This is a genomic window from Pseudomonas sp. LS.1a, assembly GCF_022533585.1.
Taxonomy (GTDB): Bacteria; Pseudomonadota; Gammaproteobacteria; order Pseudomonadales; family Pseudomonadaceae; genus Aquipseudomonas.
The window spans coordinates 5030286-5043658 of the sequence record NZ_CP092827.1 but is presented as its reverse complement, the minus strand read 5'-3'; the positions used below and the strand labels follow the sequence as shown (position 1 = coordinate 5043658).

The following is a 13373-nucleotide window of genomic DNA, read 5'->3' as shown; positions in this document are numbered from 1 at the left end:
CCTCGTGTCAGGAGCAGAAATCCAGTGGCAGGCGGCGCGGCACGTACTGGCCCTTGCCCAGTTGCTCGGCGTCACGCAGGGTGCGCCAGGTGTAGTCCAGAGCGCTGCGCACGGCGCTTTCCAGCTGCTCGCCGAGGGCCAGGCGGCCGGCCAGGGCACTGGCCAGGGTGCAGCCCGAGCCGTGGTAGCTGCCCGGCAGGCGCTGGCAGGTCCAGGTGTGGCGCTGGCCATCGCGGCTGTACAGGCGGTTGTGAATTTCGTCTTCGTCGCCGTGACCGCCGGTAATCAGCAGGTGTCTACAGAACGGCAACAGTTTTTCGGCACACTCGTCGGCGGTGCCTTCGGGCAGTTCGGCCAGGATGCGGGCTTCGGGCAGGTTCGGCGTAGCGATGGTCGCCAGCGGCAGCAGGCGTTCGCGCAGGGCGTAGCCCACTTCGTCCTTGCCCAGGCGGCCACCACCACCTGCACGCAGTACCGGGTCGCAGACCAGCGGCAGGTGCGGGTGGTCGGCCAGCAGTTCGGCGACGGTGTCGACCATCTCGATCGAACCGAGCATGCCGAGCTTGACGGCGGCCACCGTGGCGTCGGCCAGCACGGCGTTGGCCTGGGCCAGCACCCACTCGCGGTCAAGCACGCGGAAGTCGGAAACGTTGACGGTATCCTGCACGGTCAGGGCGGTCACTGCGGGTGCGGCGTGACAGCCTTGGGCGATCAGGGCTTCGATATCTGCCTGCAGGCCGGCGCCGCCACTGGGGTCGTGGCCGGAGAGACAGAGGACAACGGGGCGGGAGCTGTAGGTATTCATGGTCGGCGAGCTTACCACCAATCCTGTTTGGGCGGATCGTCCGACAAACGCGTTTTACTGATCGAACGGTCAGAAATTTTTGTTTATTGCTCGTGAAAGTATTGATTTAGAGCCTTTTTCTTTGGTTTTGATATGGCCGATTGCCAGGTTGCGAAGCTATGCTAGAGTGCTCGGATAACTCTACTAACGGGTTCTGCCGGATCGTGTCGTCTCAAACGGATGGGAGGCAACCGCGACTCGACTGGACAGGCCATGCTGGGGCTGTATGCGCTATTTGCTGATTGTGCTTCTGGGCTTGCTGCCCATGGTGGCCGGAGCCGTCGATTTCGACGACGCTACCCGGCATCTTCCGCTTGGCAAGGCCATGCAGGTCTATGAAGACCTCGATGGCAGTGCCAGCATCACCCAGGTCAGTGCCCCTGGGTTCGCCGAGCACTTTCGCCCCCATCTCGAAGACGTGCTGAACGCCGGTTATTCCACCTCGGTGTTCTGGCTCAAGGTCGAGCTGCGTCCTGTCGCCGCGCCCGGCGCTGCCCCACGGCAATGGCTGCTGGAGCTGGCCTATCCACCGCTGGACCACCTGGAGCTGTACCTGCCCGACCGCAGTGGCAGTTACCGTCTGGCCCAGCGCACCGGTGACGCCTTGCCCTACGACAGCCGGCAGATCCGGCAGAACAACTACCTGTTCGAGTTGCAGCTGCCGCCTGGCCAGGTAACCACCGCCTACCTGCGCCTGCACAGCCAGGGCTCGGTGCAGGCGCCGCTGGCGCTGTGGTCCGCCGAGGCCTACATGGAGCAGCAGCCCACGCGCCTGTATGTGCTGGGGATGATCTACGGCGTGCTGCTGGTGATGCTGGTGTACAACCTGTTCATCTACCTCAGCGTGCGCGACGTCAGCTACCTCTACTACATCCTCTATATCGCTTCGTTCGGCTTTTACCAGGTGTCGGTGAATGGCGCCGGTGTGGCCTACTTCTGGCCGGACAGCCCCTGGTGGGCGAATGCCTCGACGCCGCTGTTCATTGGTGCCGCGGGCCTGTTCGGGTGCCAGTTCGCCCGGCATTTCCTGCAACTGGGCAGCATCAGCCGTGGCTTGGACCGGCTGCTGCAGCTGCTGATGCTGGGTGGCGCGCTGGTCATGGTGCTGGCGGTGAGCATGCCCTACGGCGTCGCCCTGCGCATGGCCACGGTGCTGGCGTTGCTGTTTACCGTGAGCATCTTCGCTGCCGGGCTGTACGCCTGGTGGCGTGGCTTGCGCGTGGCACGCTGGTTCATCATCGCCTGGACGGCGTTCCTGCTCGGTGGCCTGGTCAACACCCTGATGGTGCTGGGCTACCTGCCAAACGTGTTCATCACCATGTATGCCAGCCAGTTGGGGTCGGCGCTGGAGGTGGCCTTGCTGTCGCTGGCGCTGGCCGACCGTATCAACAGCTTGCGCGAGCAGCAGGCGCAGACCTTGCGTGACACCGGGCGCACGCTGGAGCAATTGAACCTGCAACTGGCCAGGAGCAACCGGCTGAAAGACGAATTCCTGGCCTGCGTGACCCATGAGCTGCGCACGCCGATGAATGGCGTGATCGGCTCGCTGGAGCTGATGCACACCCTGCCGATGGAGGCCGAAATGGCCCAGTACCACCGCACGGCGGTGGGGTCGGCCCAGGGCATGATGGACATGGTCGATGCCATTCTTACCCTGTCCGAACTGCAGGCCGGCCGCCTGCGCGCGCAGCCTGCGCCGTTCAGTCTGCGTGCCCTGCTGCAGGGCTTGCGCGCCGGTTATGCCGGGCAGGCTTTGGGCAAAGGCTTGTACCTGAGCCTGGACATCCCCGCCGATTTGCCGGACGAGCTGCTGGGCGACGGCCAGAAACTGGCCCGCTGCCTGGGGTGCCTGGTGGACAACGGGCTGAAGTTCACCCACCAGGGCGGGGTGATGATCCAGGTGCGCGGCCGCCGGGCGGGGCTGGATGACCTGGTGCTGACTTTCATTGTCAGCGACAGCGGTATTGGCTTCGATGACCTGGACCAGTCGACCCTGTATCAGCGCTTTTTCCAGGTCGATGGCTCGATGACCCGGCGTTATGGCGGGCTGGGGATTGGGTTGTCGATTTGCCGGCAGATGGGGGAATTGCTGGGGGCGAAGTTGTCACATGAGTCGACGCGGGGGTTGGGCAGCCGGTTCGAGTTGAGTTTGAACATGGCTATTGCGCAGGTGCAGATGGCCCCGGACATACTGCAGACGCGGCGGTCGCTTTGAAGGCATAGAGTTTGGTCAGGGCTGACAGGTGTTCGCCATCACACATTCAGCGCCTATCAGATCGAGCGCCGCCCGCGCGGCGCTCGATCTCACAGGCGCTGCAACTGTCGTGGCGAACACCTCTCAGCCCCGCAGCATCCCCAACACATGCGCCCCCCACCACATGTTTAGTCATTAATGTCACTTTGACTGACTCGTACAGAGTGCTTCACTGGGTCTCTCAAGCCTACCCGGATCCAGGAGCCCCCGATGAACCTGCACCAGTACGCTGAAACCCACGAAGTCACCAACCAGCCTCCGCCCCTCGACGGTGCCAACCTGTACCGCCTCGACCTGCCGCTACAGGAGTGGTCGCGGCGCTTCGGCGCGGGTTGGGCCGAGTCGCGGATCGATGCCTACGGGGCCCTGGCCGGTGGCCCGCTGATGCAGGCGGGTTTCCTGGCCAATGCGCACAAGCCGGAGTTCAGCAGCCATGACCGCTACGGCCACCGCATCGACCTGGTCGAGTTCCACCCGGCCTACCACGAACTGATGCGCACCGCTGTCGAGCATGGCCTGCCTTCGCTACCGTGGGCCGAACCCCGCCCCGGCGCCCATGTAGCGCGGGCTTCGATGACCTACCTGCACAGCCAGGCCGAGGCCGGTACCGGCTGCCCGCTGACCATGACCTTCGCTGCCGTACCTGCGCTGCGGCTGCAACCCGAACTGGCCGAATACTGGTTGCCGAAAATCCTCGCCTGCGAATACGACCCGCGTAACGTCGGCGACCGGCACAAGGCCGGGGTCACCCTGGGTATGGCCATGACCGAGAAGCAGGGTGGCACCGATGTACGTGCCAACACTACCCGGGCTTATCCGGTCGGCGCCGCAGGCCCGGGCCAGGCCTACGAGCTGGTCGGGCACAAGTGGTTCTGCTCGGCGCCGATGTGCGATGCCTTCCTGACCCTGGCCCAGACCGAAAAAGGCCTGAGCTGCTTCCTGCTGCCGCGTCACCGCCCCGACGACAGCCGCAACCAGTTCTATATCCAGCGCCTGAAGAACAAGCTGGGCAACAGTTCCAACGCCTCCAGCGAGGTGGAATTCCGCGGCGCCCTGGCGTGGATGGTCGGGGAAGAAGGGCGGGGCGTGCCGACCATCATCGAAATGGTGGCCATGACCCGCTTCGACTGCATGGTCGGCTCCAGCGCCCTGATGCGCCAGGCACTGACCCAGGCGGCCCACCACTGCGCACACCGCAAGGTCGGCGGGCGGCTGCTGAGCGAGCAGCCGTTGATGCAAAACGTGCTGGCCGATCTGGCGCTGGAAAGCGAGGCCGCGCTGGCCCTGAGCCTGCGCATGGGGCAGGCGCTGGAACAGCTGGACGACCCGCAGCAGGCGCATTTCGCCCGGCTGGTCACGGCGGTGGGCAAGTACTGGATCTGCAAGCGCGCGCCGGCCATGATCAACGAGGCCGCCGAGTGCCTGGGCGGGGCGGGTTATGTGGAAGACAGCATCCTGCCACGGCTGTACCGCGAAGCGCCGGTCAACTCGACCTGGGAAGGCTCGGGCAATGTGCAGTGCCTGGATGTGCTGCGGGCCTTGTCCAAGGAGCCGGGCGTGCTCGATGCGTTGTTCGCCGAGCTGGGTGATGGGCATGGGGACCCGCGTTTGGCGGCGCATATCGGCAACCTCAAGGGTGCGTTTGCCGATACCGGCGACATGCAGTACCGCGCGCGGCAACTGACCGAGGACATTGCCCTGGCGCTGCAGGCCAAGCTGTTGCTGGAGGCGGGCAATACGGTGGTCAGTGATGCGTTCATCGACAGCCGCTTGGCGGGTGGGGGGCGCGTTTATGGGGCGTTGCCGCGGGGTGTGGATGTGGCGGCATTGGTGGCCAGGGCTACGCCAGCCTGGCCGAACTGAGCTGGCTTTTTCGCGGGCACGCCCGCTCCCACAGGTACTGCGCCGTACTTGAGGGCAGTGAAGATCCTGTGGGAGCGAGCGTGCCCGCGAATGGATGCAACACCGATCAATGGGGGTGTATTTAGCCAAGAAGGCAGGCAAGATGGTTCACATGCATGTCCAGACAGGAAGCACAGTGTGAGCCAAGCTTTTGTAGTCGTTGATACCCCCGAACAGGCCGTCGACCGTCTGGCGGCCCTGCATGAACAGGCCACCGGGGCCCTTAGCCAGGCCCTCAAGCGTTACCTGAAGGACCGTACCGAGCCGGACGCCGAAGAGCGTGACCTGTTCCGCTACCCGGCGCTGCGCCTGACCTACTACAGCCACGGTGAAGTCGCCGCCACCACGCGGGCCTACGCCAAGGTCCAGGTGGCCGGTACCTACAGTGTCACCATCACCCAGCCGGCTGCTTTCCGTGGCTACCTGCTGGAGCAACTGCGCCCGCTGATGCATGACTACACCGTCACGGTGGAGGTTGGCGTCAGCGAACAGAACATCCCATACCCCTACGTGGTCGACCAGGGCGACGAGCTGGCCGGCAGCGGCATCACCGCCGCGCAACTGGCGCGGGTGTTCCCCAGCACCGATCTGTCGGCTGCCACCGACAACATCGCCGACGGCCTGTGTGACTGGGGCAGTGCCGAAACCCTGCCGCTGGCGCTGTTCGATGCCGCGCGGGTCGACTTCTCGCTGCGCCGCCTGGTGCACTACACCGGCAGCGACTGGCGCCATGTGCAGCCATGGATCCTGCTGACCAACTACCACCGCTATGTCGACCAGTTCATCAGCCACGGCCTCGACCAGTTGCGTGACGACCCGCGCTTCGTGCGCATGGTGCTGCCGGGCAACGTGGTGATCGAAAAGGGTATGGACCACGGTGAAACCCAGGCCCTGGTAGCCAGCGTGGTCTGGCACCGCTACCAGATGCCGGCATATCACCTGATCGCCGCCGACGGCGACGGCGTCACGCTGGTCAACATCGGCGTCGGCCCGTCCAATGCCAAGAACATCACCGACCACCTGGCCGTGCTGCGCCCGCACTGCTGGCTGATGATCGGCCACTGCGGCGGCCTGCGGCAGTCGCAGACCATCGGCGACTATGTGCTGGCACACGCCTACATGCGCCGTGACGGCATTCTCGACCGGGTGGTGCCGCCGAACATCCCGATCCCGGCCCTGGCCGAGGTGCAGCTGGCCTTGCAGGAAGCCGCCGCGCAGGTCACCGGCGAGCGTGGCGAACAGCTGAAGAAGCGCCTGCGCACCGGCACCGTGCTGACCTACGACGACCGCAACTGGGAGCTGCGCTGGGCCCAGGAACGGCCGCTGATCAACCTGTCGCGTGCCGTGGCGGTGGACATGGAAAGCGGCACCATTGCCGCCCAGGGTTACCGTTTGCGCGTGCCGTACGGCACCTTGCTGTGTGTGTCCGACAAGCCGCTGCACAGCGAGATCAAGCTGCCGGGCTCGGCCAACGCCTTCTATAACCGGGCGGTCAGCCAGCATTTGAAGATCGGCATTGCCGCCCTCGACCTGCTGCGCACCGAGCTCAACTCGCTGCACTCGCGTAAACTGCGCAGTTTCGATGAGCCGCCGTTCCGCTGAGGATCCATGTCACTGCCCCCCCGTAACAAGCCGCGCCGCCCCCAGGCGCGGCCTGCCACCGGCCCGCGTCGCCAGCCCAAGGCGCCACCGGCCGAGCCGCGCCTGATCCTGTTCAACAAGCCGTTCGACGTGCTGACCCAGTTCAGCGACGGTGACGGGCGCGCGACGCTCAAGGACTACATCGACATCCCGGGTGTGTACCCGGCCGGGCGGCTGGACCGCGACAGTGAAGGCCTGTTGCTGCTGACCAACGATGGCGGCCTGCAGGCACGCATTGCCGACCCGAAGCACAAGCTGGCCAAGACTTACTGGGTTCAGGTGGAGGGGGAGCCGAGCGAGGAGCAGTTGCAGCGTTTGCGCGATGGCGTGGAGCTGAACGACGGGCCGACCTTGCCGGCCGAGGCGCGGCGCCTGGAAGAGCCCGAACTGTGGCCGCGCAACCCGCCGGTGCGTTTTCGCAAGAGTGTGCCGACCAGCTGGCTGGAGCTGGTGATTCGCGAAGGGCGTAACCGCCAGGTGCGGCGAATGACGGCGGCGGTGGGGTTGCCGACCTTGCGCCTGGTGCGGGTGCGGATTGGCGACTGGGCGCTGGACGGGTTGGAACAGGGCTGCTGGCGCGAAGTGGCTGCCAAGCTTTAGCCCAGTTCAAGGGCCTATTCGCGGGCACGCCCGCTCCCACAGGATCTGCACTGCCCTCAAGTGCGGCGCAGTACCTGTGGGAGCGGGCGTGCCCGCGAATGGCCCTGAATTTTCTACACCCCTTCGAGAAACCCCACCACCACGCTCTTGATGATAAAGGCCAGCACCCCCAGCCCCAGCACGAAGAACAGGATCAGCGTCCCGAACCGCCCCGCCTTGGACTTTTTCGCCAGGTCCCAGACGATGAAGCCCATGAAACCGATCAACACGGTGACCAGGATGATCATCATCCACTCTTCGAATACGGCGGGATCCATCAGTGTTCTCCAGGCGGGTTGAGCGGCCGATTATACGCCTGCTGGCGCAGGCAATTAACGCAGGTGGGTCAATGGCAGCTCGGTGCTGGCCAGCACCTGGTTCAGCACGAAGCTCGAACGCACGCTGGTGACGCCTTCAATGCGGGTCAGGCTGCCTAGCAGCAGTTTCTGGTAGTGGTCCATGTCGGGCACCACCACCTTCAGCTGATAGTCGGCATCCATGCCGGTGACCAGGCTGCATTCGAGCACCTGTGGCAGGTTGCGGATGGCCGCCTCGAAGGTTTCGAAACGCTCCGGAGTATGGCGGTCCATGCCGATCAGCACGTAGGCCGTCAGGCTCAGGCCCAGCTTCTTGCGGTCGAGCAAGGCCACCTGGCGCGAGATGTAGCCATCGTCCTCCAGTTGCTTGACCCGACGCGAGCATGGCGAAGGCGACAGGCCGATGCGTTCGGCCAGTTCCTGGTTGGAAATGCGCGCATCGCGCTGCAATTCGGCGAGGATGCTCAGGTCGTAGCGGTCAAGTTTGCTCATGGTTTATGCCTTTTCTGTTCGGATTGCGGTGAATTATCAATCCAGGGTGAAAAATTGCGCAAGTGCTATTTATCTGAGCAATCTTCGCAATCATCTGCCGCAACTGCTTCGGTATCTTTATCCACAGAATCACTGCCCGGACATCAGTCCACGGCGACGCGCCCTAGGCGGGCGGTCGCGGCCAGCCATCCAACAGGATCTGCAGGCCCCCGGGCTACACACCTTCCAGAAGACGGTGTGAGGTGAGCCGGCGCCACAAGTGCCGAGCACGGACGACAATTCCTGAAGGGAGGCCCTGTGGCCTCCCTTTTTTCATGGCTGGAAATTTAATTGGCCGGCGTTACGGGCGCGGTAGACTGGCTGTGGTTGCCGTATTTTCTACCGAGAGGAACAGCATGAAGTCACGCATCTGGCAGTTGGCAGGTGTTGGTGTGTTGGGGTTGAGCATCAGCCTCGGGGCCATGGCCGAAGGGCCGGGCGAGGGGGCGCCAGGGCGCTCGCTCAATTCGCGTGACGAAGTGCAGCAGACCCAGCCGCCGCGTCAGGGCTACTATCAGGATATTCCCCGCCGCCATGGTGATAGCCGCTACTGGGAAGCCGGTGGCCCGGGGCAACGGCCTGGCGGTGACTGGCAGGGGCGCCCGGACGGTCATGGCAATGGCTGGGGGCCGGGGCCGCAGTATCGCCCGGGGCACACCATCGATCATTTCCCGGACCGCTACTGGAAAGTGCCCTACCGTGGCGATGATTACTTCTACTCCGGTGGTTACTGGTACCGCCCCCATGGTGACCGTTATGTCGTGGTGGCCCCGCCCTACGGCGTGCGGGTCAATTACCTGCCGCCCTATGCGCGGGAAGTCTGGCTGGGCGGGGCGCTGTTCTTCCTGGTGGCCGATACCTATTACCAGTACCTGGCCGACAGCCGCGAGTACGTGGTGGTCAACCCGCCGGTTGCCGCACCGGCACCTGTAGGCGGTGGGTATGACGTGGTGGCCTACCCGATGTATGGGCAAGGGCAGGAGCAGCAGGACCAGGACCGTTATCAGTGCCACCGCTGGGCCGTGAACCAGTCAGGCTTCGACCCGGCAACGGCGACTTATGCGCCGCCGGCCAACGTGGCGGACAACTACCGACGGGCGCTGGGCGCGTGCTTCAGTGGCCGGGGCTACAGCATCAACTGAAGCGGGACACGTCCCTGCAACGGAGAGCCCTGTGGGAGCGGGTTTACCCGCGAAGAATGCGACGCGGTGCATGGCACCGGCTGTGCCGGTGTTCGCGGGTAAACCCGCTCCCACAGTTACGCTCACTGATTCACACCGGATCCGCATGCACCATCACATCCGCCTGTGGATAACGCTGGCGGATCACCCGCGAGGCCTCCACGCACAAGGCGTGCGCTTCATGCAGCGGTAACTGCCCCGGCATCTCCAGGTGCAGCTGCACGAACCACTGGTTGCCCGACACCCGTGTACGCAGGTCATGCACACCTTCAACCCCGGGAATGGCCAGCACCAGCGTAGCCATGTCCTCGCCAACATCGCCGGGCAGTTCCTGGTCCATCAGGATGGCCGTACTCTCCCGGGCGATCTGCAGCGCGCTCCAGAGGATGTAGACGGCAATGCCCAGGCCGAACAGCGCATCCAGCTGCGGCCAGCCAAAGCGTGCCAGCAGCAGGGCCAGCAGGATGCTGCCGTTAAGCAGCAGGTCCGAGCGGTAGTGCAGGGAGTCGGCCCGCACCGCCGTGGAGCCGGTCAGGCGGATGACCTTGTGTTGCAGTGCCAGCAGGGCAAGGGTCAGCACCAGCGACAGCAGCATTACCGCGATACCTATGGCGGTATCGCCCAAGGGTTGCGGGGTGTGCAGGCGTTCCACCGCCTGCACCCCGATCAGCACCGCACTGACCCCGATGAACAGCGCCTGCGCCATACCGGCCAGGGCTTCGGCCTTGCCATGACCGAAACGGTGGTCGTCGTCGGCCGGGCGCAGGGCGTAGTGCACGGCGAGCAGGTTGAGGAACGAGGCAACGGCATCCAGTGCCGAGTCGGTCAGCCCTGCCAGCAGGCTGATCGAGCCGCTCAGCCACCAGGCCAGCGCCTTGCTCAGGACCAGGATGCTGGCCACCGCCAGTGATGCGCGGGTGGCCAGGCGCAGCAGGCGCTGGTGTTCAGCCGGGGTGGTCATCATCCGTGGTCAATGTCCTTGTGGTTCAGGCTGCAGGCACCAGGCCCAGGCTGGCCAGTTGTTCAATGCTGCCGCGATGCTGGATCAGCCGTGGGTCGTTCAGCGGCAGGCGCTGGCCCAGCTCGCTTTCGAGAATGGCCTGCAACTTCAGGTTGTCGACCTTGCCATCGGGGCTGACAGCCTCGCGCAGTTTGACCGGGTCGACCTGGGCGGATCGCCCGCCTGAGTAATAGATGGCGCCCGTGGCGAAGTCGATACCGAAGGCGATCAGCCCCGGGATCACGTAGAACAGGATGCCGATGGCATCCATTGCGGCAACCACAGGGTCGATCTTGCCGCCGATCTGGCCACGACGTTCCGGGTAGAGAATGGTGCCGCAGGCTGTCAGTTGGGTCAGCAAGGTGACGATGAGGGCGCCACCGATGACGCGGGTTGGGATGCGCATGTAAATCTCCGAGAAGGTATTCAGCAGGGCAAGCGAAGCGCCTGCACCTGAAGCTAAGACCATGATAGAGCAGGCTGGGTTCGCCGTTATACTCGCGGCACTGTTCGAGGACCACCATGATTTCATTACCGATCGATGCTGTCTTGCCCGCCCTGCGCCAGGCCCTGGAAAACCGTGACGAAGCGGTGCTCGAGGCGCCACCCGGCGCCGGCAAGACCACCCGCGTACCGCTGGCGCTGCTCAATGAGCCATGGCTGGCAGGGCAGAGCATTCTCATGCTCGAGCCCCGGCGCCTGGCAGCGCGCGCGGCTGCCGAACGGCTGGCCAGCGAACTGGGCGAGCAGGTTGGTGAAACGGTGGGCTACCGCATTCGCCTGGACAGCAAGATCGGGCCTAAAACCCGCATCGAGGTGGTGACCGAAGGTATCCTCACCCGCCGCCTGCAGGCCGACCCGGCGCTGGAGGGGGTGGGGCTGGTGATCTTCGACGAATTCCACGAGCGCAGCCTCGATGCCGACCTGGCCCTGGCATTGAGCCTGAATGGGCGCGAATTGTTGCGTGACGACCCGCCACTGAAGGTTCTGCTGATGTCCGCGACCCTGGAGGGCGAGCGGCTGTCGCGGCTGCTGGACGATGCTCCTGTGGTCAGCAGCGAAGGCCGCATGCACCCCGTCGACATCCGTTGGGGGCGGCCTTACCAGCCGGGTGAGTTCATCGAGCCACGGGTGGTGGATAGCGTGCTGCAGGCGCTGGCCGATCAGGCCGGCAGTGTGCTGGTGTTCCTGCCGGGCCAGGCCGAGATCCGCCGGGTGCATCAGAGCCTGCAGGAAGCGTTGGGTGAACGGCCCGAAATCCTGCTGTGTCCGCTGCATGGCGAGCTCGACCTCAATGCACAGCGTGCGGCCATCGACCCGGCGCCCAAGGGCCTGCGCAAGGTGGTGCTGGCCACCAACATTGCCGAGACCAGCCTGACCATCGACGGCGTGCGCGTGGTGATCGACGCAGGCCTGGCCCGGGTACCGCGCTTCGACCCCGGCAGCGGCATGACCCGCCTGGACACCCAGCGCATCTCCCGCGCCAGTGCTACCCAGCGTGCCGGCCGTGCCGGCCGCCTGGAGCCCGGCGTGTGCTACCGCCTGTGGTCCGAAGCCCAGCATGACCAGCTGGCCGCCCACGGCAGCGCCGAGATCCTGCAGGCCGACCTGGCCGGCCTGGCCCTGCAACTGGCACGCTGGGGCGTTACGCCCGAGCAGTTGCGCTGGCTCGACCAGCCTCCCACTGCCGCCTTCGCCCAGGCCCAGGACCTGCTGGCACGGCTCAATGCGTTCAAGCCCGGCAGCCGTGACCACCTCAGCGAACACGGCCAGGCCATGGCCGAGCTGCCGGCGCATCCCCGTATCGCGCATTTGCTGTTGCGCGGCCAGGACCTGGGCCTGGCACAGATGGCCTGTGATGTGGCCGCGCTGCTGGGCGAGCGGGATATCCAGCGCGGCGGTGGCGCCGACTTGCACAGCCGGCTGGCGCTGGTCAGCGGCGAGAGCAAGGCTTCGCGAGGCGGCCAGGGTGGCGTGCAACGTGCCCGGCAACTGTCTCGCCAGTACCGCGGCCTGCTGCGTGGCAAGGCCGGTGCGCCGGTCGCCGACCCGGATCACCCGCGCTGGCTGGGCGCACTGCTGGCGCTGGCCTACCCCGACCGCGTCGCCCAGCAGCGCCGCGAGGGTGGCGCGGAGTATCGGCTGGCCAATGGCCGTGCGGCGCTGTTTGCCGAAGCCGATGCACTGATGAAGTGCCCGTGGTTGGTGATTGCCGACCTGGGCAGCCGCCAGGGCCAGCGCGAAGAACGCATCTACCTGGCCGCCGAGTTCGATTCGGCGCTGTTCGAGGGCGTGCTGGCCGAGCAGGTCGACCGGGTCGATATTCTCGATTGGGACGAGCGCGAGCAGGTGCTGCGCGCCGAACGCCAGGTCAAGGTTGGCGAGCTGGTGCTCAGTCGCGAACCGCTGCCGGGCCTGGATGACGAAGCGCGGGCTCGCGCGTTGCTTGGCCTTGTCCGGCGCAAGGGCCTGAACCTGCTGGCCTGGACCCCGGAGCTACGGCAATGGCAGGCGCGCGTGGCCCTGCTGCGTCAGCTGGACCTGGCCAAGGATGGCCACAGTGAATGGCCCGACCTGGCCGACGAGGCCTTGCTCGCCAGCCTGGAAGACTGGTTGCAGCCCTACCTGGGCAAGGTGTCGCGCCTCAGCCATTTTGCGGCGCTGGACCTGCCATCGCTGCTGCGCAACCTGTTGCCCTGGCCGCTGCCGCAGCGCCTGGAAGAACAGGCCCCCGCGCACCTGACTGTGCCGTCCGGCTCGAACATCCGCCTGGACTACAGCGAAAACCCACCGATCCTCGCCGTGCGCCTGCAAGAGCTGTTCGGCCTGGCCGAAACCCCACGCATCGCCAATGGCCGCCAGCAGGTCAAGCTGCACCTGCTGTCACCTGCACGCCGCCCGGTGCAGGTGACTCAGGACCTGGCCAACTTCTGGCGCACGACCTATGCCGAGGTGAAGAAGGACCTGAAAGGGCGCTATCCGAAGCATTACTGGCCGGATGACCCGTTGGTGGCCGAGGCTACGGCGCGGGCCAAGCCCAGGGGGACCTGACCGTGTTGGAGTA

General features: G+C 65.4%; 11 protein-coding genes. 6 read left to right on the top strand and 5 right to left on the bottom strand.

What is annotated here, in order from left to right; all coding sequences use genetic code 11:
• Positions 1 to 7 precede the first annotated feature (7 nt).
• On the bottom strand, positions 8 to 805 hold the full coding sequence (locus MKK04_RS23265; protein WP_207834276.1) for a hydroxymethylpyrimidine/phosphomethylpyrimidine kinase: 798 nt from the start codon (positions 803 to 805) through the stop codon (positions 8 to 10).
• Between the two features lie 265 nt (positions 806 to 1070).
• Between MKK04_RS23265 and MKK04_RS23260 the strand changes: the two genes are divergently transcribed.
• The 4 genes from MKK04_RS23260 (at position 1071) to MKK04_RS23245 (ending at position 7241) form a co-directional block, all read left to right on the top strand.
• Positions 1071 to 3059, top strand: coding sequence for a sensor histidine kinase (locus tag MKK04_RS23260; RefSeq protein WP_241106021.1), 1989 nt, complete (start codon positions 1071 to 1073; stop codon positions 3057 to 3059).
• 249 nt (positions 3060 to 3308) lie between these two features.
• Positions 3309 to 4961 (top strand): acyl-CoA dehydrogenase family protein, encoded by a 1653-nt coding sequence (locus MKK04_RS23255; protein ID WP_241106020.1) that lies wholly within the window; start codon positions 3309 to 3311, stop codon positions 4959 to 4961.
• A gap of 177 nt (positions 4962 to 5138) precedes the next feature.
• Positions 5139 to 6602, top strand: a complete 1464-nt coding sequence (amn, locus tag MKK04_RS23250) for an AMP nucleosidase (RefSeq protein WP_063911834.1) — start codon at positions 5139 to 5141, stop codon at positions 6600 to 6602.
• A 6-nt stretch (positions 6603 to 6608) separates the two neighbouring features.
• Entirely contained in the window at positions 6609 to 7241 is a 633-nt protein-coding gene (locus tag MKK04_RS23245; RefSeq protein WP_233687365.1) for a pseudouridine synthase, read from the top strand.
• A gap of 113 nt (positions 7242 to 7354) precedes the next feature.
• On the opposite strand, the gene MKK04_RS23240 is transcribed toward MKK04_RS23245, so the two are convergent.
• Both MKK04_RS23240 and MKK04_RS23235 read right to left on the bottom strand, forming a co-directional pair.
• On the bottom strand, positions 7355 to 7558 hold the full coding sequence (locus tag MKK04_RS23240; RefSeq protein ID WP_013974331.1) for a DUF2788 domain-containing protein: 204 nt from the start codon (positions 7556 to 7558) through the stop codon (positions 7355 to 7357).
• 54 nt (positions 7559 to 7612) lie between these two features.
• Positions 7613 to 8089, bottom strand: coding sequence for an Lrp/AsnC family transcriptional regulator (locus MKK04_RS23235; RefSeq protein WP_003249795.1), 477 nt, complete (start codon positions 8087 to 8089; stop codon positions 7613 to 7615).
• A gap of 395 nt (positions 8090 to 8484) precedes the next feature.
• Here MKK04_RS23235 and MKK04_RS23230 point away from each other — a divergent pair, with 395 nt between their 5' ends.
• Positions 8485 to 9270 carry a DUF6515 family protein gene (locus tag MKK04_RS23230; RefSeq protein ID WP_241106019.1) on the top strand — a complete coding sequence of 262 codons (786 nt, stop codon included), beginning with the start codon at positions 8485 to 8487 and terminating at the stop codon, positions 9268 to 9270.
• A 130-nt stretch (positions 9271 to 9400) separates the two neighbouring features.
• On the opposite strand, the gene MKK04_RS23225 is transcribed toward MKK04_RS23230, so the two are convergent.
• The gene (locus MKK04_RS23225; RefSeq protein WP_272493152.1) at positions 9401 to 10273 is read right to left on the bottom strand and encodes a cation diffusion facilitator family transporter; all 873 of its coding nucleotides are present in this window, start codon (positions 10271 to 10273) and stop codon (positions 9401 to 9403) included.
• A gap of 22 nt (positions 10274 to 10295) precedes the next feature.
• Complete coding sequence (locus MKK04_RS23220) at positions 10296 to 10715, bottom strand: hypothetical protein (protein ID WP_013974328.1); 420 nt, start codon at positions 10713 to 10715, stop codon at positions 10296 to 10298.
• A gap of 116 nt (positions 10716 to 10831) precedes the next feature.
• Between MKK04_RS23220 and hrpB the strand changes: the two genes are divergently transcribed.
• The gene (gene hrpB / locus MKK04_RS23215) at positions 10832 to 13360 is read left to right on the top strand and encodes an ATP-dependent helicase HrpB (protein WP_207834279.1); all 2529 of its coding nucleotides are present in this window, start codon (positions 10832 to 10834) and stop codon (positions 13358 to 13360) included.
• Positions 13361 to 13373 lie beyond the last annotated feature (13 nt).